Origin of the sequence: Chitinophaga lutea (assembly GCF_003813775.1) — a bacterium.
GTDB lineage: Bacteria > Bacteroidota > Bacteroidia > Chitinophagales > Chitinophagaceae > Chitinophaga > Chitinophaga lutea.
This window is the reverse complement of record NZ_RPDH01000001.1, coordinates 2,419,267-2,442,623: the sequence shown is the minus strand read 5'-3', so window position 1 is coordinate 2,442,623 and position 23,357 is coordinate 2,419,267. Positions and strand designations below refer to the sequence as shown.

Below are 23,357 nucleotides of genomic sequence, written 5' to 3'. Positions count from 1 at the left end.
ATTTCATGCAATGTAACAAAAAAGCAAAAGCCGGGGAAACTCCCGGCTTTTGCGATCACTTATATAGCGGCGGTTATTTACCGCCTTCGAAGAGCTGGGATTTGGGCACCACCTTTACCTTCTTGCCGTTCTCCAGCGTCCTGGAAATGGCCGTGTACGGGCCACTCACCACTTCCTCCCCTTCTTTCAGGCCTTTGGTGATCTGGATGTTGTTATCGTCCTGGATGCCGGTGCTTACTTCCACCATTTTAACGGTATTGTCTTTCTGCAGCACGAACACCACTTCGGTGAAGTCTTTCTTTTCATTACCGGTATCGCCGCCTGCGGTGTTCTGGTTGTCGGGTTTGGCTTCGTTTTTATCTTTTTTATCCTTGCCGCCCTTGGCAGTGTCTGCCGGGTTGCGGGTAGTTACAGCGTTGATGGGGATGGTCAGCACCTGTTTTTCAGTGCGGGTTTGAATGTCCACATTGGCGCTCATGCCCGGGCGGAAGGGGAACCGGCGCCCGTTGACGGGGTCTACCAGGTCTTTATAAGATTCGGGAACGATGCGGATGTGCACCACATAGTTTGTTACCTGCTCGGCGGAAGAAGTGGCGGCGGAAGAAGCCGCTCCTTTGCTGGAACTGGCGATCTGCGTTACCACGCCTTTGAACTTGCGGTTATTATAGGCATCCACTTCTATGATGGCGGAATCGCCGTATTTCACTTTGGGAATATCGTTCTCGCCTACGTCTACCTGTACTTCCATGGTATTCATGTCTGCAATGCGCAACATTTCCGTACCGGTCATCTGCGCGGTACCTACCACGCGTTCGCCTTTTTTAACGGAGAGCAGGGAAACGGTGCCGCTCATCGGCGCCGTGATGGTGGTACGGCCGAGGTTTTTATTGGCTTCCGTCAGGTTGGCTTGCGCACTGGCCACGCCATAGCGGCTGCTGTTGATGCGCTGCACGGCGGCATTGTAATCAGCCTGGGCCGCCTTGTAGGTGGCTTCGGCGGTTTCAAAATCCTGGCGGGAAATCACTTTCTGTTTCAGCAGCTCGTTATTCCGGTCGAAGGCGGCTTTGGCCTGGTCGAGCTTGGCTTTGAATGCATTGAGGGTGGCGCTGCTGTTGGCGAGCTCCGCCTGCTGCTGACTAACGGAGGCGGCCGCACGATCGCGCATGGACCCGTAAATATCCGCGTATATTTTCGCCACTACCTGACCTTTCTTCACGGAGTCGCCTTCTTCCACGGTGAGGTCGGTGATCTCTCCCGAAACGTCGGAGCTCACTTTCACTTCGATTTCAGGGAAGATCTTGCCGCTGGCGGAAACCACTTCGATAATATCTTTTTTGGCAGCCTTGTCTACCGCTACTTTGGTGCCATCGTCTTTCCCGGAGCCTTTGGCTAACAAGAACAGCACTATGATAAGTGCTACGCCTCCGATGGTCCAGTAAAGCAGTTTCTTCTTCTTCATATACGCTAGGTATTTCTGTGTCCGGCAATCGCTACAGCGATATTTTCTGGTCGCGGTAGAATTCCAGCAGTTTTACTTTAAATATGTAATCGTATTGGGCAGATACACGATCGATCTGCGCTTTAAAAAGGTTTGTCTGTGTTGTAATGTACTCTACGGAATTCATCAGGCCCACCTCGAAACGTTTGGTGGCAAAGTCGTACGCTTTCTGCGACGCTCTTTCGGTGGTGATGGCCGCATTGTATTTCTGCAGGGCGCCCACGGCGTCGGCATGTGCGGTATACACGTCCTGACGTAGTTTGAGGCGGTTTACATCCATGGTGAGCTTGCGGTTCTCCACCTCGATCCTGGCTCTTTCCACTTCCCCGCGCTGGCGCCATCCGTTGAGGATGGGGATGCTGAGGGTGAGTCCCACGTTCTGGCCGAAGTTGTTGCTGATCTGGTCTGGAAAGGGAATCAGCCGGGTGCCGGGCCTTTCAAAACCGGGCTTCACCACTTTATAGCTGGTGCCGTTGATATCCACAACACCTACCGTATCTACTTTTGGCCGGGGTACCCCGAAAGGTTCATTGTTCGTATTCGCATAACTGGTACCGGCGCCTGCACCGAAACGCAGGCTGGGATACAATGCGCCTTTGGCGGAAGCAAGGGAGCGGTCGGCGGCTTTCACCATCATTTCGTCCGATTTATACTGCGGCTGGTTTGCCAGGGCCGCGCTGAACACCATTTCCGGAGATGTTTCGGCAAGGTTCAGCACCGGTGCGCTCAACGCTGCTTCAGGCAGTTCCGTTTCAAAAGGCACGGTAAACTCGAGGTTCAACAGGGCCTTCATCTGCAACACCGTGGTAATGGCGCTGTTCTTCGCGGTAATGAGCGTGGAGCTGTCGCGGGCCAGCTGTGCTTCCATATCGGCCTGGTTGCTTTCGGGCACGGAGCCGGCGGCCACCAATTTCTTTGTGTTTTCAAGCTGCGCCTGGCTGAGGGCTACCTGCGACTTGCCGATTTTCACCTGCTCGTTGGCCAGCAGGATCTGCAAAAAGGCATTGGCAATGTTCATCCCCATATCATTCCGCGCTTTGTCAAGCAGGAAGTTCTGGGCATACAGCTGGTATTTGGACGCGGCGATGGCGTTCTGTTTGGTGAACCATCCAAAGATGTCGGCCGACATATCGATGGAGAAACCGGAGTTGAAGAGCGACTGGGTCACGAAGGTATTCTGCGTGGGGTCGATGGAACGGCCGAAGCGATAACCGCCGTTCATAGCGGCGTTCAGCGTGGGCAACTGCGACAGCCGGTTCTGTTTCAGCGTAAGCTCGGCCAGCCGCTTCTGCAGCACGCTCTGCTGCAAGGTCAGGTTATGGGCGAGCGCATAGTCCACACAACGCTGGTAACTCCAGGCATCCTGGGCAGCCAGGGGGCGTGGGTTCGCAAAAAGCAGCATTACTGAGATGGATGCAATTGCAGCGGACTTTAATTTCATATCCTGACAAAAATATATTAATTGAAATAACACCTTTCGCGCTTTCTTGATAAATGGCAAATTGTTATTAGGTGTGGCGCGGGGCCACACGAATTTAAGGCAAAACATCATATGATGAGTTTTTAACTTACGGATTTTACAAAAAGTGTTTACTGCACTTTCCCGTCTTTTATCTGGATGATCCGGTTCCCGTATGCGGCATTGACGTCCGAGTGGGTTACCTGTACAATGGTAATGCGTTCGTTCCTGTTCAGTTCGGCGAACAGCTCCATAATGGATTTGGCCTGGTCGGAATGCAGGTTCCCGGTCGGCTCATCGGCGAAAATGACGGCCGGCTCGGCCACGATGGCCCGCGCAATGCCCACCAGCTGCTGCTGGCCGCCGGACAACTGGTTGGGGAACAGGTCTTTTTTGGCAACGATGTTAAACCTGTCGAGTATATCGGCCACCCGGCTTTTCCGTTCGGAACCGGGCATGTTTTTATACAACAGGGGCGTTTCGATGTTTTCATACACCGTCAGCTCGTCGATCAGGTGGTAAGCCTGGAACACGAAGCCGATGGCGCCCCGGTGCAGCTGGGTGCGTTTTTTATCGTTCATCTTCTGCACCAGTTCTCCCTGGAAATAATAGTCGCCTTCGGAAGGCTCTTCCAGCAAACCGAGTATATGCAACAAGGTAGACTTCCCCGAGCCGGACGGGCCCATGATAGACACAAACTCCCCTTCATGGATGTGCAGGTTCACGTCTTTCAGAATTTCCTGTTTCCCAAACCCTACCGGGTAATGCTTCGTGATGTTGCGTAATTGAATCATGGTGGTAATTAAGTATGTTGATAAGTTTATTCCGTTCGTAATGATTTCACAGGGTTCATCAGGGCCGCTTTCACCGTCTGGAAGCTGATCGTGAAAGCCGCTACCAGCAGGGCGATGATGCCGGCTACCAAAAATACCCAAATATTCAGCTGGATGCTATAGGCGTATCCTTTCAGCCATTGGCTCATCAGCAGCCAGGCGATGGGGATGGCAATGACGATCGACAGCAATACGAGTTTAAGAAAATCTCTCGACACCAGGGTGGTAATGCTCCCTACGCTCGCCCCCAGCACCTTCCGCACGCCGATTTCCTTGGTGCGCTGGCCAATCGCCATCATGGCAATGGCAAACAGCCCCATGCAGGAAATGAGAATGGTGAGAATGGCGCCGCTCACGAATATCTTCGACAGTCTCTTTTCTTCATTATAAAGCCGGTTGGTGTTTTCATCGAGGAACGAACCGTTGAATAGCGTGCCTGGCGCGGCGCTCTTCCAGGCGGCCTCTATTTTCTGCATGGCCCCATTCAGGTTGCCGGGCGCCACTTTCACAAAAACATAAGACGGCGGCTCGTTGGCCTGGTTCAGAAACAGCGAGATGGGCGCTATTTCTTCGTGCAGCGATTTGAAGTGGTAATTCTTCACCACTCCCACCACGGTATAAGGCAGCTTGTCGTCTGCGTTGAACCTGAACTGGTAACCGATGATGTCTTTTTCACCCAGCTGGCGGGCCATGTTTTCGTTGATCACGATGGCCGTGGAGTCCCCGGCAAATGCGGGGCTCAGGTCTCTGCCCGCGATCAGCTGCAGGCCGACGGTTTTTACGTAGTCGTAATCCACGCTCTGTATGTGGGTCATCATCTCCTTTTCCTTCAGGTTGAAGGTGACGAGGGAGGTAGACTGGCTCCCGTCCCGGCCGCGGCCCAGGTTGGAGCCCGACGCGGAAACAGCCTGTATGTCGCTGTATTGTTTCAGCGCCGCACGCATGCGTTGCAGTACCTGGTGGCCGTTGTTCTCGGGCCCCACGGGAATGCTCACCACCTCATGCGTATTGATGCCGAGGGGTTTATTTCCCAGGTAGTTCATTTGCTGCCAGGCCACGATGGTGCAACAGATCATGATGCATGAGATCACGAACTGGGCCACGATGAGCGAATTGCGGAGGTAGTGTTTTCTGCCGGTGCTTATTTTCCCTTTCAGCACCTGCAGTGTTTTGGAGCTAGCCAGCACCATGGCCGGGTAACCACCGGCCAGCAGCGAGATCAAAATAAAACTGAGTGCAATGCCAGTGATGATTTCGGGCTTCAGCAACAGCGCAAAAGACAGTTTGTTGTTGAGGAAGGAGGTGAAAGACGGCATCAGGGTGAAAGCGATGCCCAGGCCGATCACCAGCGAGATAAAGAACAATATCATCGCCTCGCCGCACAGCTGCATCATCAGCTGCAATTTGGCCGCCCCCAGCATTTTGCGCATCCCCACTTCCTTGGCGCGGGTGAAGGCCCTCGCCATGGTGAGGTTCATAAAATTGATGCTGGCGATGAACAGGAGGAAAGCGGAAATGAACAGCAGCATGTACAGCACGGACGTTCTTACTTTACTGAGGGTAGAACGCGGATCGGTATGCACGTCTTCCATCGGTATGAGCCCCAGCCCTACTACGCTCCCATAACGGCCGGGCTTCGCGCCCTGCTTTTGCATCTCTTTCACTTTCTCTTCAAAATGCGTGTTCATAAAGGCCGGCGTATACTTCCCGATAGTCGCGGCCGTAGTGCCGGGTTGCAGCTGTACAAAGGTGTTGTGCCAGAAGTTCTCCCATTCGTCGCGATTCTCCGCATATCCCGGGTTATTTTCGATACGCGTCAGCACATCAAAGCGGATACTGCTTTCATCGGGAGGGTTTTTCAGCACAGCGGCCACTTTAAAGCTCTTCCAGTTTTGCCCGAGGCGCAGTAAAACGGTTTTGCCAACGGGATTGTCCGAATTAAAATACCGCTCCGCCGTTTTTTCCGTAATCACCACATCGTTCTGTTCGAGCCGGGTACTGCCGCTGATAGCGGGAAATGTGAACATGTTGAGGAAAGAACTGTCCACGCTGAGGAGCCCCACGCCTTCCGGCAAACCGCCTTCGGTACGCATGCTCGCGGGGTCGTTCGCCGCCCGCGCCACCGCCTTAATGCCCGGAATCTCCGTCATCAGTGCCGGCGCCATGGGCGTCGACATATTCGCATGACCACGGGGTTTATCTGGATAATTTTCTTCAATGCAAAGCTGGTATATATCCGCCCGGTTCACATGGAATTTATCGAACGTAAATTCACGGTACACCGTCAGGCAGAGCAGCAACGACACGGCTATGGCCACGCTGAGGCCGACAATATTGATGGCGGACACCTGTTTCGATTTCCAGATGCTCCTCCAGGCGATTTTGAGATAGTTCCTGATCATGGTCAATCGTTTTTTAATACCTGCGCGGGGTTAATCAATGCGGCTTTCAGGGACTGCACACCTACCGTCAGCAAGGCCAGCAGGGCTGCTGCCGCTCCCGCTGCGGGGAATATCCACCATGGCACCGCTATGGCGTAAGCAAATTTATTGAGCCATTGCTGCATGAGCCACCACGCCGGCGGTGATGCAATCACAAGGGCGATCAATACGAGTTTGAGGATGTTGCCGGAAAACAGCGACACGATGCTGAGCACGCTGGCGCCTAATACTTTCCGGATACCGATCTCACGGGTGCGCTGGCGGGTGGCATAAATGGCCAGCCCCAGCAAACCGAGGCAGCTGATTAAAATGGCCACGCCGGTGGCCCAGGCTAATAGTTTGATCAGCCTTGTCTCTTCCCTGTAAAAATGCTTTAAAGCTTCGTCTACGAAATTGTATTTAAAAGGCACACCGGGATACAGGCCGGCCCATTCTTTTTCAATTTTACCGAGGGCCGCCCGCATGTCGGTCCCCTTCTCAAAGGCCACATGCAGCATGTTGACGTAAGAACGGCCGGTGGTTAACATCAGCGGCTTGATGGGCTCCCGCAGGGACTTGGCATGAAAGTCCGCCACCACCCCGATCACGGGATAGCGGATGCCGCTGCTGGTCAACGACTGCCCCAGCGCGTCTTCCGGTTTTTTGTACCCGGCCTTGCGGGCGAACGTTTCATTGATCACCACTTCCCGCATGGTATCGGACGGCGCGAGATTGCGGCCGGCCAGCAAACGGAGGCGGTAAAAATTCAGGTACGCCGTATCCACATATTTCACCTCGATGGCGGACTCATCTTTGAGCGCATCGTGTCCCAATGCGGCTCTCGTAGCCGTGGTGCCTAGCGAAAGCGGCGCACCGAAACCGTACGTGGTAGCGGTTACCTCCGGCATCGCCAGCAGCTGGCGGCGCAGCACGTCCATCGTGGCGCTGCCGCGCGGTTTATACATGGCAATGCGGTTGTCTTTTGCAAAACCGAGCTCTTTATGCAGCGCGTAGCGCGTCTGTTTGCTGACGATGATGGTGGCCATGATCAATACCAGCGCAGCGGCAAACTGCGATACGGTCAGTATCTGGCGCAGCCTTGTTTTTCCTTTCACGCCGTGCAGGCTGTTCTTTAACGCCAGCACGGGCTGGAAGCGCGCCATTACAAAAGCGGGATATAAACCCGCCATCAGGCTTACGATCACAATCAGCAGCGGAATGAAAATGAACACCCGCCAGTCTTTCATCAGGGTCATGTTCACGCCCTCCGGGATAAAATCGCTGAACGTATGCAAAATGAAAGGCACGAAAACAATGGCAAGGCCGGCGGCGAAAATGGTGAGCAGCGCACTTTCTCCCAGAAACTGCATAATGAGCTTCCATTTGCTGCTGCCCATGGTTTTACGCACCCCTATTTCCCGGGCGCGGCCGGCGGCCTGTGCGGTTTGCAGGTTGATAAAATTAATGCAGCCGAGCAGGAGTAAAAACACCACCAGCGCGGAGAGGCTGTAAAGAGTCGTCATGTTCGCATGGCGCCTCTCGAATAGTTCGAACCGGCTGTCGAAGTGAAACTCCGACAGCGGCTGCAGGAAATAAATGTCTTTATCACCTTCGTTATAGCGGGCGGGAATGCCGGCCAGCTGACGGTTCACTTTTTCCACCGTTGTTCCGGGCCGCAGCATCACAAAGAGATTCGCCGACGTGTTGACCATGTTCCAACGGCCGATGCCGATATAGTCTCTGACGCCCTTGTGCGTGTGCGCGGTGGGCATCGACACAAATTCAGCAAAGTGAAAATCGGTGCGGCCGGGCAATGCCGCGATCAGCCCTGCCACGGTGAGGTGCAGCGAATCGTCATAAATCACTTCACGGCCGATCACTTCCCCGGCTGGAACGCCCGGAAAATATTGCGCAGCCCGCTCTTCGGTCAGCACCACCTGGTCGGGCGCCCGCAGCACGGCCGGAGAGCCGTACAACCATTCGTACCGGATGATATCGAAGTAGGACGCATCGGCAAACGCGATGCGTTTCTGCATAAAATGATATTGTTCCTTGCCGCCCTTGATGCTGACGTTGGGAACGAATTCGTATACCAGCGCAGACCTTTCGAGACCGCTCACTTCCTTGTTCAGCACATCCGCCACCGGCAAAGGAACCGCGGAGCTCATACCCCAGTCCGGCGACTCGCTCACCACCCGGTAAATCCGGTCACCGGCAGGATGGAACTTGTCGAACGACAGATCGAAATAAACCATCATCCATATCACCAGCGCGGCGCTGAAGCCGATGCTGAGCCCGAGCACATTGATGGCTGAAAGCGCTTTATGCTTCCAGAGCTGGCGGAACGCGATGCGGAGGTAGTTGCTAAGCATTATTCAGATCTTAAAGATTTAATGGGATTCATTCTCGCGGTTTTCACAGACTGGTAGCTAACTGTCAGCAAAGCCAGCACCAGGGCCAATATGCCGGTAACCACAAACACCCACCAGCTCACTTCGATATGATAGGCGAATTTGTTCAGCCAGTCGTTCATCAGGTAAGCCGCCAGTGGCATGGCAATGGCAACGGCGATGAGCACCAGCCGCAGGAATTCTTTGCTGAGCAGGGCCAGTATCTGGAGCACCGTGGCGCCCAGCACTTTGCGGATGCCGATTTCCTTGGTACGCTGCTGTGCCGTAAAGGTGGCAAGCCCGAACAAACCGAGGCAGGCGATAAAAATGGCGAGAGCCGTAAAAGCGGCCGCCAGCCTGCCGATCACCTGTTCGCTGGTATACATCTGGGCGAAGGTTTCGTCCATATACTCCAGTGTGAAAGGGTATTCAGGATTAAATTGTTTATATGCTTTTTCGATGCTGGCCACTGCTTTCTCCATCTGGCCCGGCTGTATGCGCACCAGCACGTACCAGTTGCCCGAAGGCTGGTAACGGATAAGCAGGGGCCCTGTTTTGATCTGGGCATGGTTGCTGCTGAAATCTTCCGTTACGCCAAGGATGGGGCGTTGCTCACCAGCCACTGTGATGATGCGCCCCACATAAGGCTTTTGCAGCTTCATCAGTTTGGCGGCCGTTTCGTTGATCACCACACCTTTTCCATCGTTAGGAAATGCTGCCGAGAACGTCCTGCCTTCAATCATTTCCAGCTGCATGGTTTTGTCGAAATCGTTACCCACCCAGAGAAAATCGATCAGCACTTCTTCGTTCTCCGCTTTACCCGGCCACGACACGCCCTGACCGTTGTTGCCCACACGGATGGGCAACTGGTCTGACTCCGTAGCCGCCACGATGCCGGGCATCCCCAACAGCGCGCTTTTGAAAGCAGCGTTGTTATTGGCGATGCTGCCCTCGTTCCGGAAATACACCACCTGGTCTTTATTCAGGCCCAGGTTCCTGTTTTTGATGAAACTGATCTGCAGGTACACCAGGAACGCGCCTACGATCAGCGTGGTGGACACCACGAACTGGAATATCACGAGGCTCTTCCGCAGCCAGATGGCGCTGGTGCGCAGGCGAAGCATGCCGCCCTTGAGGGTGGCCACTGGGTCGAGCGAAGAAAGATAAAAAGCGGGGTAGCTGCCGGCCACAAAGCCGGTAAACAAGCCGAGGAAGAACAAGCCGGCCATATTGTACCAGGTGAACAGTTCCACCGATAATTTGACATTCACCATGCGCTCGAACGCGGGCGTGAGCACCCATACCAGCAGCAATGCGAGGGCGGTGGCGGCAAACACCAGCGCAAAAGACTCACCCATGAACTGCCCGATCAGCGAGCTTTTGTCTGCACCGATGCTTTTGCGCACCCCCACTTCCTTACTACGCTGGATGGCGCGGGCGGTAGAGAGGTTCATAAAGTTGATGCAGGCGATGAGCAACACAAAAATGGCCACCACAATGAAGAGGCGAACATATTCGACGCGGCCGCCGGTTTCGTGCCCGTCTTCAAAACGTCCTTTCAGGTAAGTGTCCTGGAAGGGGTAGAGAAACACTTCTGTTTTGGAATCTTTGAGGTTGCGTTGTATGATGCCTTTTACTTTCGCATTCAGTTTGTCGATGTCGGCTTTCGGGTCGGCCAGCACATAGGTGCGCGGCGCATTCGCGTCCCACTGTTTCAGCCATTCATTTTCGTCCACCAGCCGCTCCATGGGCAGCAGCCATTCGAATTTGAACATCGAGTTCAGGGGATGGTCTTTGATCACGCCGCTGACTTCGTAATCCATTTTATTGTCGAGCCGCACGATCTGCCCCACTGCGCGGGCTTCACCAAAAAGGCTGTGCGCCAGTTTTTCGGTGATCACGATTTCGTTCGGGCTTTTCAGTGCTTTGGCGGGGTCACCTTCCAGGAAGGGAAAAGAAAATACATGCAGCAGGTCGTTGTTCGCATATTGCCCGGCCATTTTCACGTTTTTCTCCCGTACATTCAACAGCTTGTCAGAGATCCACGATAACACGCCCGCTTTCAGGATACCCGGCGTTTCGGCTTTCAGCTGGTCGGCCAGCGGGCCCGGCGTAGCTGTCACCGTAAATACATCGCGGTTGGCGTAGTACTGATGCTCATATACCTGGTAGATGTTGGGCAGTTGCTGGTGGTTGCGGTTGTAGTTCCATTCGTTGGCCACCCACAGCAGGATGAACATACAACAGGTGAGGCCCATCGTGAGCCCCGCAATGTTGATCACCCCGAACATTTTATTGTTCCAGAGGTTCCTCCATGCTATTTTAATATAGTTTCTCCACATGTTGACGTTGTTTTAGCGGTTATTCCGAACGCAGTGAGCGCACGGGATTCAATAAAGCGGCCTTGATGGCCTGGAAACTGATGGTAACGAAGGCGATGAGCAGAGCCCCGCCGCCCGCTGCAATAAAGGCCCACCAGGGCATGCTGATCGGAAAGGCAAAATTCTCGAGCCACCTGCTGGCAGCATACCAGGCAATGGGGGCCGCAATAAAAATAGCGATAAACACAAGCTGCAGGAAGTCTTTCGACAGCAAGGTCATGATACTGCTCACTGAGGCGCCCAGCACCTTGCGGATGCCGATTTCTTTGGTGCGCTGGCGTGCTACAAGCATGGCCAGGCCGAACAACCCCATGCTGGCGATAAAGACCGCCAGGCAGGCGTAGGCGCCGAAGAGGCTGCCCGTCCGTTTTTCCTGCTCATATTCATTGCCTATTTCAGATTCCACGAAACGGTAGTTGAAAGGAAATGCCGGCATCATCCGCTGCCAGATCTCCCCGATGCGGGCCACCTGCTGCTGCTTATCACCAGGCGCCAGGCGCACCATCAGCATGCGGGCCTGCGCGGGCCGTATCATGGCCACCATGGGCTCTATCGGTAACCGGAGGCTTTGCATGTTAAAATCTTCCACCACGCCTATCACCGTGCCCTTGCGGGGTACGGGGCCTCCACGCCATTCGATGCGGCTGCCCACGGGATTTTTAAGCCCCAGGATGGCAGCGGCCTTTTTGTTGATCACAAAAGCGTCGATGGAGTCCGTGGGAAAGCGGGCGTCGAAATCGCGGCCGGCGGCTATTTTTACGCCCATATTGGTGAAGTACGAGAAATCGGCGTTCACGATTACGGAGAGTTTGCTGTCTTCACTTTTGGATCCCTCCAGCCCTACCGGGTTCACGCTGGTAAAACCAACGCCGGGCGGCATGCTGGTATAGGCGGCGCTTTGCACGAACGGAAGCCGTTCCAGTTCTGCTTTGAATGCGGGGCGCAGACCGGCCTGTTTGGGATTGTTCAGGTTGAAGTTCACCAGCCCGGCTTTGTTGAAGCCGAGGTCTTTCCGTTGCATGTAACGCAATTGGGAATAAATCACCACCGTGGCGATGATCAATGCAATAGCAATACTGAACTGCGACACCACCAGCACTTTCCGGAACAGCGACCTGCCTCCGGCGCTTTTGGCGCCTCCCTTCAGGATACGCACGGGTATGAAACCGGAAAGATACAGCGCAGGATAACTACCTGCCATCAAGCCCACCACCACGGCCAGCAGCAGCAATAACGACAGCAGCGGTACGTTGCCCGGCTCAAAAATCGTCAGCGTTTTGTCCGTTACGTAGTTAAAGCCCGGCAACAGCAATTGCGCGAGCAATACGGCCAGCATAAAAGCCAGGATGCAGATCACCACGGATTCCACCAGAAACTGTACAATGAGCGCCTTTCTCTCAGCACCCATCACCTTCCGCAGGCCCACTTCCATCGCCCGTTCATGGCCCCTGGCCGTTACGAGGTTCATGAAGTTGATGCACCCGATGAGGATGATGAACAGCCCGATCACACCGTAGAGATATAATTTGGTGCTGGCCTCATCCGGCGCGAGATCGCCCTCGGGTTTGAGATGCATGTTGGCCAGCGGCTGCAATTGATAGCTGAATTGCTCGCCCAACGTTTTGGCGATGGGGGTTATATACCGTTCCACCAGGCCGTTCAGTTCGCCGCGGATTGAATTGGGCGTTGTGCCGGGTGTCAGCGTCACGAAAGTCTGGTTGTTGGAAAAAGCATACCAGCTGCTTTCTGGATTGCTGCCTGTTTTGGCGGCATTCTGCAAAATGGTTTTGAAAGAAAATAAAATATCGAAATCAATGTCGGAGTTGGAAGGCACATCTTTTACGACGCCGGTCACGATGCAATCATAGTCATCCTGTACCCGCAACGCTTTGCCTACGGGGTTGACGGTACCGAAATATTTTTTAGCGGTCGATTCCGTGAGCACCACGGAGTAGGGATCTTTGAGCGCAGTGGCCGGATTGCCTGCTGTCAGCGGAAAGCTGAAGACGTTGAAAAAGTCCTGATCCACGAACAGTACATTCTGTTGGCGGTACGCTTCTCCCGCCGCCGCAATCACCACTTCCCGCGCGTTGAACACCCGCACGCTTTCTTTGATGCCCGCCAGCTCGCGCTTCAGCGCCGGTGCCGCGGCGAACTGGGTACTGGTGCCGTACTCCACCAGCCCATCCGAGTGTTTCATGTCATATACGAGGCGGTAAATCTCCTTTCCTCTGGCATGAAAATTATTGTAGCCCAGCTCGTGCCGGATGAACAGCACAATCAGAATACAACAGGCCATCCCGATGGCCAGCCCCGCCACATTGATAAAGGTGATGCCTTTATTGCGCAGTAAATGGCGCAGGGCCACTTTGAAGTAATTTCTGAGCATAAGCAGTTATATCATATTGTTTGTTCAGCTGGACTTCAGAGAACCATCCGGCCGTATCGATCAGTGTTTCAGTTCTCTTTTCCTGTAAAGATTGATGAAGTAAAGGCCTCCGATCAACACCAGCAGCACGGGAATGGCCATATAGGGAAGCATGTTGAACAGCTCGTTCGCCGTGGGCGAATAGCCGTTGCCGTCTGCCGTATAACCGGGGTTGAGCTGGGCATTCATCAGTTGGTTCATGAAGCACGATAATGACTTTTCCATGTTACTCTGATTTTAAGGAGTGCACCGGGTTCACCAGTGCGGCTTTTATAGACTGGAAGCTGACGGTGAACAGCGCTATCAGCACCGCTACTACACCTGCCGCGGCAAAGGCCCACACGGGCACCGGTATACTGTAAGCGAAACTGCTCAACCACTGCTGCATGGCGTACCAGGCAATCGGCGTAGCGATCACGATGGCAATCAGCACCAGCTTTAGAAAATCTTTCGAGATCAATTGTATGATATTCGGCACCGAAGCACCCAGCACCTTGCGGATGCCGATTTCTTTGGTGCGCTGCGATATGGAGAAGGTGGCCAGGCCGAAAAGCCCGAGGCACGACAGGAACACGGCCACACCGGCGAATGTCAGGAACAGTTTACCGGTACGGGCCTCGCCGGCGTACATGGCGGAATAGCTCATATCCAGGAACGACGGCTCAAACGGATAATCCGGGTTATAGCGGCTCCAGATCTTCCCGATGGAATCCACCACGGCGGCCGTGCGCTGGCCATCCGTTTTTACATAGAGCTGCCATCCTTCCGGCTTGTAAAACATCACCAGCGGCCTGATTTTATAATGCATATCGCCGCTGTGAAAATCTTTCACTACACCGATCACGGTACCCTCGGTATCATACAGCCTGAACCGCTTGCCGACAGGATCTTTGAGGCCGGTCAGCCTCACTGTTTCTTCGTTGAGGACGTATGACGCGGAATCCGCGGGGCCCGGCCGGAAAGCACGGCCCTCTTTGATCGTTAATTTCATGGAGGGAACGAAGTCGGCATCCGCCCCGATCACGGTCACATTGAGGCTCTGGCCGGGTGCCTTGCCCTCCCAATCCGTATCGCTCGTGGAGCTGCCCACATTCATGATATTGGTATGCCCGTAGGTTACCGCAGTTACTCCGGGAATGGCTGCCAGCTGCTGTTTAACGGCGGCGGCATGTTCCTGCATGTTCCGTACGGGGAAGATAAATACATTCTCTTTGTCGAACCCGAGCGGCTTATTGTGAATATAGCGCAGCTGCAAACCGATCACCAGTGTGCTGCCGATCAATACCACGGAAATAACAAACTGCGTCACCACCAGTCCTTTGCGGAAGAAACCTGACCGGCCGGCAGCGGTGATTTTTCCTTTCAGTGCGTTCAATGGATCGAAAGAAGTCAGCAGCAGCGCCGGATATACGCCGGCCAGCAGCAGCATGAATAAAATGCCGAAGCCCAGAATGCCGAGAATCCGGCCGTCGAGCAGGCTCAACGTCATATTTTTACCCGTGAGGTCGTTGCAGAACGGCAGCAGGAAATACAGGAGCGCCACTGCCAACACCACGGCAATACCAAACACCAGCACCGATTCGCTGATGAACTGCCGGAAGAGCTGCACGCGGTTGGCGCCGATGGCCTTGCGCACGCCCACCTCTACCGCGCGTTGGCTGGCCCTGGCGGTGGACAGGTTAATGTAATTGATGCAGGCAATAAGCAGGATAACGATCGCTATCAGGAAAAAGACGCGGATAACCCTGATCAGCCCTTCTTTACCGTTCACTTCGTAAAAATGAACGTCGGTCAGGGACTGCAGCAGGTAACCCCGTCTTTCGATACCCTCGTTGGGGCTTTGCGTCACCCACAACCTGCCCAGCCGCGCAGCTGTCGTGTCCAGGTTAGTCTCCGGCTGCAGCTGCAGATAAGTACGTACATAGAAATTGCCCCAGTCTTCGTCCGCTGTTTTCCAGTAACCATTGGGAGCATATGATTTGACAACGCGGTCGAAGGGGAACAGCATATCGTACCGGATGCTGGAGTTTAACGGCATGTCTTCCATTACCCCCGTTACGGTAAACTGGTGTTTGCCGTCGATGGTGATCACTTTCCCGATCGGCTCCTCGTCTTCGAAATATTTTTTTGCAATGGATGAAGATACCACTACGGAGTTATTGTCCCTGAAGGGTTTGTTACGATCTCCTTTCAGCAACGGAAAGTTGAACAGGGAGAAAAAGCGCTCGTCCACATACCCTGTCTGTTTTTCAAAAAAGACCCGGTCGCGGTACTGGAACCGGCTCATGTCCTGGTTGTACGACACGCGCACGGCTTCTTTCACGCCCGGCACAGACCGCAGCGAATGGGCGGCCACGGCTGCCTGTGTATTTATCCAGTGCACCATCGAGCCTCCTGACTCGAAAGTGCTGTGTACTTCGTATATATTTTCCTTCCCCGGATGAAATGCATCATAACTCAACTCATCCTGCCGCCACATCAGCAGCAGGGTGGTCACCGCTAGGCCAATAGCCAGGCCGCCGATGTTGATGGCGGCATACAACTTTTGTTTACTGAGCGTTCTCCAGGCAATTTTGACGTTATGAAACATAGGGCAGCGGGTTATACGTGAAATTGTTCTTTGATGTTTTCCGTAACGACTTTACCGTCGAAGAGGTTGACGATGCGGTGGGCGAAACCGGCGTCGTAGGGGGAGTGGGTTACCATGATCAGGGTGGTACCGGCATCGTTGAGCTCCTGCAGCAGTTTCATCACTTCTTCCCCGTTAGTGGAGTCGAGGTTACCCGTCGGTTCGTCCGCGAGGATCAGTTTCGGTTTGGCCACTACGGCGCGGGCGATGGCCACACGCTGCTGCTGGCCGCCAGACAGTTGCTGGGGGAAGTGATTGCGGCGGTGCATGATGTTCATTCTTTCGAGCACTTCCTCCACCCTTTTTTTCCTTTCGCTGGCAGGTACTTTCAGGTACAGCAGCGGCAGCTCCACATTTTCAAAAACAGTCAGCTCGTCGATGAGGTTAAAGCTCTGGAACACGAACCCGATGGCGCCTTTCCGCAGCTGGGCACGCTGACGTTCGCTCATGCGCGCCACTTCCTGGCCCCAGAAATGATATTCGCCGTCTGACGGGTTGTCGAGCAACCCCAGGATATTAAGCAGGGTGGATTTACCGCAACCGGAGGGACCCATGATGGCTACAAACTCGCCGTCCTGCACTTCCATATAAATACCGTTCAGCGCCGTAGTTTCCACTTCTTCGGTCGTAAAGAGCTTCTGTAAATTGACTGTTCTGATCATTGTTGTTGTTTGTTTGTGATTGGATTGGTTAAGGTTAAAACTCCAGCACTTCCTTGTTGCCGAAATTCTCATAGGGCGATGTGATCACCTGCTCGCCGGGGTTCAGCCCTTCGAGCACTTCGAAATATACCGGGTTTTTGCGGCCCAGCGAAATGTTGCGCTTCACCGCACGCTTTCCGCCTTTTTCCACTACGTACACCCAGTTTCCCCCGGTATCTGAAAAGAACCCGCCCACCGGCAGTAAGAGAGCTGAAGACGACTTCCCTAATTCGAGGCGGATAGGAGAGGATTGGCCGCGACGGATCCCTTCAGGTGCTCCGGAAGAAAAATTCATATCTACTTCAAACCGCCCGTTTTTCACTTCGGGATATACTTTGGATATCACCATGTCGTTGTTTTTGCCGTTGAACTCGAAATTGGCCTTCAGGCCGGCAAATACACGTGAAATGTAATGTTCGTCCACTTCCGCGCGCATCTTGAAACCGTTGAGATCGTCGATCTGGCCGATGTTCTGGCCGGCGGAAATGCTGGTGCCCACTTCCACGTTGATAGACGACAGCTGGCCGTCTACCGGGGCACGCACCACCAGGTTATTGAGGTTCTCCTTCATCAGCGACAGGTTCCGCTGCGTTCTGGCAATGGTCCCTTCCAGCTGGGAGATCTGCGTTTGAGAGTTGTCGATCTGGTAAGCCTGCGATTTCACTTCGATTTCTCGCTGGCGCGTCAGTTTTTCATAATCACGCTTGGATCTCAGATACTCCTGCTCGGCGATCACCTTGTCTTTGAACAGTTTGTGGTTCCGGTCGAACAGGTCTTTGGCCTGGTCTACCTGGTAATCGAGGTCGCTGAGCGTCTTTTCGAGGGCAAAACGGTCCTGGCGCAAACGCAGGCGGGTGTTCTGCAATTCGTTCAGCAGGCGGTACATTTCCGTTTCCCTGTTTACAAACTCCATCATCAGCCGCTGGTTTTCGAGGCGGAGGATGGAATCGCCCTGTTTTACCATGCTGCCCCCTTCGAGGAACTTGCGGGCCACATACCCGCCCTCGATGGCGTCGAGGCGGATGGTTTTGAGCGGATGCACCACTGCCGTCACCACGATATATTCGTCGAACGACCCCTGCGTTACGGTAGAGATCGTGATCTTGTCTTTTTCAACATTCAGCTTGCTTCTTTTGTCGGCAAAAATGAAGCTCCATAAAACGAGCAGTACCAGCACGCCACCTCCGCCAACGAGAAAAATGCGTTGTTTGTTCCAGTATTTCTTTTTGAGTTGTCTATCCATGATTGTAATTGCTGCGGACAAATACCCAATCCATGTGCCAAGCCATGCCAAAGAGCCAGATTACGCACCATGGCCCATTTGGCGGAAACGCCCAATGGGCGGCCTGTTCCAAAGCGGACAGGCGGTGTCCGTTTCCGGACACAAAACAGCCCTCCCGCCCCGCCTCAAAATAACCCCCGAATCAAAAAAATCTTTGTTTAATATTGCTTCCGGGGCCGTTTTGGGCCGTTCAACCACCCCGGCTTTCCGGCATAACCCGCCGGAACGGAATATGATTTGCAGTATTTGCTAACCAAGGAAACAAAATACCGATGAGTACACAGCAAGGAAAAATCCTGATCGTTGATGATGATGTGGATGTATTAAGAGCAGCACGCCTGTTGTTAAAAAGGCATTTCGCCCAGGTGGACTTCGAAAAGAACCCGCAGAAGATCCCCTACCTGGTAAGCAATTTCGAGTACGATGTGATTCTGCTCGACATGAATTTCACCCGCGACCTCAGCAGCGGCAAAGAAGGATTTGAATGGCTGGACCGTATTCTGGACATCAATCCCAAAGCCACCGTGGTGCTGTTTACCGCCTACGGCGACGTGGAAATGGCCGTTCGCGCCATCAAAGCAGGCGCAGTGGATTTTGTGCTGAAACCCTGGGAAAACGATAAACTGCTGGCTACCATGCAAACGGCGGTGCTGACCCACCAGGCCAAACAGGAGAAAAAGGCAGGCGGCGCCACCCTTCATACCGATAATGTACTGATCGGCGACAGTCCCGCCATGCAGGAAGTAATGGAAACCGTATCCCGCGTAGCGGGTACCGACGCCAACATCCTCATCCTCGGCGAAAACGGTACGGGCAAAGACCTGCTGGCGCGGCACATTCACACCCTCAGCCAGCGGAAAGAAAAACCTTTCGTGAGCGTAGACCTTGGCGCCCTCAGCGAATCACTGTTTGAAAGCGAGCTGTTCGGCCATGTGAAAGGCGCGTTTACCGATGCCCGCGACGATCGCAGCGGGCGGTTTGAAGAGGCTAACGGCGGCAGCATTTTCCTGGACGAGATCGGCAATATTTCCATTCCCTTCCAGGCCAAACTCCTCACCGTGCTGCAGAACCGTTCGGTGACGCGTGTGGGCTCCAACAAAGCCGCCGCCGTGGATGTGCGACTCATCTGCGCCACCAACCGCAACATCCAGCAAATGGCGGCCCAGCACCTGTTCCGCCAGGACCTTTTATACCGCGTCAACACCATCGAAATACAGCTGCCGCCCCTGCGCAACCGCGTGGAAGATATCGTGCCGCTGGCAGAATATTTCCTCGGCATGTACCGCAAAAAATACAACCGCCCCGTGGCCTTCCTGCACGAAACGCTCATCGCCCAGCTCGAGAAATACGACTGGCCGGGCAACATCCGTGAGCTGCAGCACGCCATCGAACGAGCGGTCATTCTTTGCCAGGGCAAAACCCTCATGCCGAAAGACGTATTCGTGAAAACGAACGCTGCCGCCGAGCAGTTCGACACCGGGTTTAACCTCGAAGATATGGAACGGAACATGATCTCGCAGGCCCTGAAAAAGTGCAACGGCAACATCACCGATGCCGCCAAGGAACTGGGCCTGAGCCGGGCTGCGCTGTACCGCCGCATGGAAAAATACAATCTCTGATACCCGGTGCCCGCTGATATGAAGAACGAATATTCCCAGACGACATGAACCGATTCAGCCTTAACATTTTATTGCGGATAGTGGTGCTCATCGCCACCATCATGGCCGGCTGCTGGCTGTGGTGGAACGGCTACCAGCTGGTGATCCTGCTGATCGTACCGTTTATCATCGTGCAGGTGTTCGGTTTGTATTATTACCTCAACCGGGTGAACCGCAAATTAACCCTGTTCCTGGAGGCTATCCGGTACGAGGACTTTTCGATCCGTTTCAGCGCAGACAATAAGCTGGGCAAGAGTTTCAGTGCCCTGAACCACCAGTTCAACGAAGTGCTTGAAGCCTTCCGCCAGACGCGGGCGGAAAGGGAGGCCAATCTCAAATACATCGATACCATCATCCAGCATATCAGCATCGGCGTACTGTCTTTCGACTCGGACGGCAAAATTGAGCTCATCAACCCCGCCGCCTTCCGGCTGATGGGCATCTACCGCCTCCGTTACCTCGACGAACTGAAACACCCCCACCCTGACCTGGCGGAAACACTGCTGCAGCTACCGGCGGGCAGCAAAGCGCTGTACGCCACGCAAAACGGGCAGCAGCTCACCATCCAGGCCACCACCGTGCGCTTGCAGGGGCGGCTGGTAAAGCTCATTTCCCTGCAGAACATCCATGCGGAGCTGCAGCAGAAAGAGCTCGAGGCCTGGCAGAACCTCACCAAGATCCTGCGCCACGAAATCATGAACTCCGTAACCCCCATCGTGAGCCTCATCGGCACCATGCGCGAAATCGTGGAGCACGACATGGGGCCCACCCCGGAACAGACGGAAGCGGTGGAAGACCTCAAGGAAGCCCTCGAAACCATCGAAAGCCGCAGCAAGGGCATCATGAACTTCGTGAACGCCTACCGCGATTACACCACCCTGCCCAAACCGCAGTTCACCAACGTCAACCTCAAACAACTCATCAACTCCGTGAGCAACCTGCTGCAGTCCGATATCCGGGCAGCGGGCATTACCTATACGGCGCACGTGTCGCCAGATAACATTGAGATTCATGCAGATGAAACGCAATTGCAGATGGTGCTCATCAACCTCGTAAAAAACGCCATGGACGCGCTGGAGCATACGGAAAAACCGCGCATACAGGTAAAAGGCTCCATGGGCAACGCGCAGCAGATCATCATCGAGGTGACCGACAACGGGCCCGGCATCGAGCCGGAAGCCCAGGAACGGATCTTCATCCCCTTCTTTACCACCAAAAAGAAAGGCTCCGGCATCGGGCTCAGCCTTTCCCAGCAAATCATACAAATGCACGGCGGCCAGCTGAAAGTGGCCAGTCCCCCGGAAAAGGGTACAACTTTTTACGTATTGCTCACTAATTAAAATGGAGTTAAGTTGCAGCTACAATTCCGCGATCTTATGCAACCGAAAAACTGGGCAGTACTGTACTTCCTGGTGCTGCTGGCAGACCTTTGCGTGATAGCCTTCGACATTCCCCATGCCCGCTTCGCCACCAAACCATTGATCATGATCGTGCTGGGTTTCCTTTGCTGGGCACATGCCGCTCACTTACACCTTCGTGCCAGGAACTTCATTTTTGCCGCCATCATTTTTTCGTGGGGCGGCGATGTACTGCTGCTGTTCCCGCAACATTTTGTGGCGGGGCTGATCAGCTTCCTGACGGCGCACATCCTGTACATGATTTTTTTCCTGCAGGTGCGGCCAAAGGCCCGGATGAGCTGGCGCGAAGCGGCCACCGCAGCCGGCGTGATCGTATATGCCGTAGGATTAGTGAGTCTGCTGGCCCCTTACCTCGGTGAGCTGAAACCGGCCGTGATGGTGTACACGGTGGTTATTTCGCTGATGCTGCTGACGGCCCTGCGCACGTTCGGCTGGCGGAGCGGAAAAGCCGGCCTGCTGTGCGTAGCGGGCGCCCTCCTGTTTGTGATATCGGATTCCATACTGGCCATAGAAAAATTTTACACCGCCTTCCCTGCAAGCAGTATTTTAGTCATGCTGACATACGGCGTTGCGCAATGGATGATTGTGGAAGGCAGCATCAAACACCTGAAAACCGTACCATCATGAAAAAATTATCGCTCCTTTTATTTTCCGCCTGCCTGTATACCAGTGCGCAGGCGCAGACCTGGCAGGATACGGTAGCCAGGATAGAAGCCGCTTTCAGCAGATATAAACCCGACGGGCCCGGGGCGCAGATGGCTATCAGCCGCAACGGGCAGGTGATCTTTTCAAAAGCCTGGGGGTTGGCGGACCTGGAACATAACGTGAAGCTGAGCACCGCCTCGCTCATCGAAGCCGGCTCCGTCAGCAAACAATTCACCGCCGCGGCCATCCTGCTGCTGGAGCAGGAAGGAAAACTGTCGCTCGACGACGAAGTGCACAAGTATATTCCCGAGCTGCCGGACTACGGTACGCTCATTACGATCCGCCATTTGATGCAGCATACGAGCGGGTTGAAAGACTGGGGCAGCATTGCCGCCATCGCCGGCTGGCCGCGGGGTACCAAGGCGTACGACAATCTCGACGCCCTGGCTATCATCTGCAGGCAGAAAACGCTGAACAATGTGCCCGGCGCCGAATACATTTACAGCAACACCGGCTATACCCTGATGACCATCATCGTGCAGCGCGTGTCCGGCAAAGAAATGAAAGACTTTTCACGGCCGGCCATTTTCGATCCCGCCGGCATGCAGCAATCCATCTGGCGCTCCAGCTACAAGCTGATGGTGCCGGGCAGGGCGATGGCCTATTCCACCATCGGCCCCAAATACCTGAACGACATGCCCAATGAAAGCGTGTACGGCCATGGCGGGCTGCTTACCACGGCCGAAGAACTGCTGCGGTGGACGCAGTTTTATACCACCGGGAAACTGGGCAACCCTTCGCTTTTCCCGAAACAGGTTACCACCCGGCCGCTGAACAACGGCAACCCGCACAATTATGCCGCGGGCCTGGTGGTCACCAAACTCAACGGAAAAGAAGTGATCATGCACAGCGGCGCTACCGCCAGCTACCGCGCCAACCTCGAGTATTTTCCCGAACTGGGGCTCACCTTCGCCTTTCTGAGCAATACCTCGGCGTTCGATCGGGACTCAACCGTTCCGTTTATCCTTGCCCGCAATATTTTTATCCCCGAGCCGAAACCGAAAAAACCGCAGACGGCCGTTCCGCCACTGGCCGTGCCCGAAGAAACCCTCCGGAATTACACCGGCTGGTACCAGTTTTCACGCGACGGGCGGGGACTGAAATTATCCATCAAAAACGGGCAGCTTTACGCCGGCAACAACACGGCGCTGTACCCCCTCGGGAAAAACCGTTTTAAAAACGAACGCGGCGGCGTGTACGAATTTGCTGAAGGCAGCTTTTCGGAAATCACCCCCGAAAAAGATACCCTCCAGTACAAGGCAGTCGACTTTGCAAACATCAATAACGACGGTGCCGCAGCCCGTTACACCGGGGAATATTATTCCGAGGAGGCCGATGCCCGGGTAACTATTGAGGCAGAAGGCACCACCGTGTGGCTGGTGCAGAAAGCCAACTCAAAACTGACGCTCAACCCGCAGTATAAAGACGGGTTTGAAACGCCGTACGGCCCGCTGTATTTCGAGCGGAACGAACAGAATAAAATCTCCGGCTTCAAAATTTCCATTTCCCGCGCCCGGAACGTCAGTTTTACGAAGGTGAAATAACCCATAATTGC

15 protein-coding genes are annotated in these 23,357 nt (G+C 54.3%); 4 read left to right on the top strand and 11 right to left on the bottom strand.

Translation table 11 applies throughout. From position 1 onward, the window contains the following. Positions 1–73 precede the first annotated feature (73 nt). The 11 genes from EGT74_RS09870 to EGT74_RS09820 all read right to left on the bottom strand — a co-directional run bounded on the left by EGT74_RS09870 (position 74) and on the right by EGT74_RS09820 (position 17,982). Positions 74–1,459, bottom strand: coding sequence for an efflux RND transporter periplasmic adaptor subunit (locus EGT74_RS09870; RefSeq protein WP_123846339.1), 1,386 nt, complete (start codon positions 1,457–1,459; stop codon positions 74–76). Between the two features lie 31 nt (positions 1,460–1,490). Further along, positions 1,491–2,939 (bottom strand): TolC family protein, encoded by a 1,449-nt coding sequence (locus tag EGT74_RS09865; protein ID WP_158618077.1) that lies wholly within the window; start codon positions 2,937–2,939, stop codon positions 1,491–1,493. Positions 2,940–3,088: 149 nt separating this feature from the next. Next, positions 3,089–3,751 carry an ABC transporter ATP-binding protein gene (locus EGT74_RS09860; RefSeq protein WP_123846337.1) on the bottom strand — a complete coding sequence of 221 codons (663 nt, stop codon included), beginning with the start codon at positions 3,749–3,751 and terminating at the stop codon, positions 3,089–3,091. 26 nt (positions 3,752–3,777) lie between these two features. Then, positions 3,778–6,192 (bottom strand): ABC transporter permease, encoded by a 2,415-nt coding sequence (locus tag EGT74_RS09855; protein WP_123846336.1) that lies wholly within the window; start codon positions 6,190–6,192, stop codon positions 3,778–3,780. 2 nt (positions 6,193–6,194) lie between these two features. After that, positions 6,195–8,582 carry an ABC transporter permease gene (locus EGT74_RS09850; protein WP_123846335.1) on the bottom strand — a complete coding sequence of 796 codons (2,388 nt, stop codon included), beginning with the start codon at positions 8,580–8,582 and terminating at the stop codon, positions 6,195–6,197. Continuing rightward, positions 8,582–10,942, bottom strand: coding sequence for an ABC transporter permease (locus EGT74_RS09845; protein ID WP_123846334.1), 2,361 nt, complete (start codon positions 10,940–10,942; stop codon positions 8,582–8,584). Before EGT74_RS09845 ends, EGT74_RS09850 begins: the two co-directional genes overlap by 1 nt. A 19-nt stretch (positions 10,943–10,961) precedes the next feature. After that, positions 10,962–13,370 carry an ABC transporter permease gene (locus tag EGT74_RS09840; RefSeq protein WP_123846333.1) on the bottom strand — a complete coding sequence of 803 codons (2,409 nt, stop codon included), beginning with the start codon at positions 13,368–13,370 and terminating at the stop codon, positions 10,962–10,964. A gap of 60 nt (positions 13,371–13,430) precedes the next feature. Continuing rightward, a complete protein-coding gene (locus tag EGT74_RS09835) occupies positions 13,431–13,634 on the bottom strand; it encodes a hypothetical protein (protein ID WP_123846332.1) in 204 nt (67 codons plus the stop codon). Between the two features lies 1 nt (position 13,635). After that, positions 13,636–15,999: an ABC transporter permease gene (locus EGT74_RS09830; RefSeq protein ID WP_123846331.1), complete on the bottom strand. Its 2,364-nt coding sequence runs from the start codon at positions 15,997–15,999 to the stop codon at positions 13,636–13,638. An 11-nt stretch (positions 16,000–16,010) separates the two neighbouring features. Then, complete coding sequence (locus EGT74_RS09825; RefSeq protein WP_123846330.1) at positions 16,011–16,700, bottom strand: ABC transporter ATP-binding protein; 690 nt, start codon at positions 16,698–16,700, stop codon at positions 16,011–16,013. Positions 16,701–16,734: 34 nt separating this feature from the next. Next, a complete protein-coding gene (locus EGT74_RS09820; protein WP_123846329.1) occupies positions 16,735–17,982 on the bottom strand; it encodes an efflux RND transporter periplasmic adaptor subunit in 1,248 nt (415 codons plus the stop codon). 311 nt (positions 17,983–18,293) lie between these two features. Here EGT74_RS09820 and EGT74_RS09815 point away from each other — a divergent pair, with 311 nt between their 5' ends. From EGT74_RS09815 to EGT74_RS09800, 4 genes are read left to right on the top strand one after another with little or no spacing between them, the layout of a single operon-like run. Next, positions 18,294–19,640, top strand: coding sequence for a sigma-54-dependent transcriptional regulator (locus EGT74_RS09815; RefSeq protein ID WP_123846328.1), 1,347 nt, complete (start codon positions 18,294–18,296; stop codon positions 19,638–19,640). Positions 19,641–19,684: 44 nt separating this feature from the next. Next, positions 19,685–21,019 carry a sensor histidine kinase gene (locus tag EGT74_RS09810; RefSeq protein WP_123846327.1) on the top strand — a complete coding sequence of 445 codons (1,335 nt, stop codon included), beginning with the start codon at positions 19,685–19,687 and terminating at the stop codon, positions 21,017–21,019. Between the two features lie 36 nt (positions 21,020–21,055). Then, positions 21,056–21,724 carry a lysoplasmalogenase gene (locus EGT74_RS09805; protein ID WP_123846326.1) on the top strand — a complete coding sequence of 223 codons (669 nt, stop codon included), beginning with the start codon at positions 21,056–21,058 and terminating at the stop codon, positions 21,722–21,724. Further along, positions 21,721–23,346: a serine hydrolase domain-containing protein gene (locus EGT74_RS09800; RefSeq protein WP_158618076.1), complete on the top strand. Its 1,626-nt coding sequence runs from the start codon at positions 21,721–21,723 to the stop codon at positions 23,344–23,346. Before EGT74_RS09805 ends, EGT74_RS09800 begins: the two co-directional genes overlap by 4 nt. Positions 23,347–23,357 lie beyond the last annotated feature (11 nt).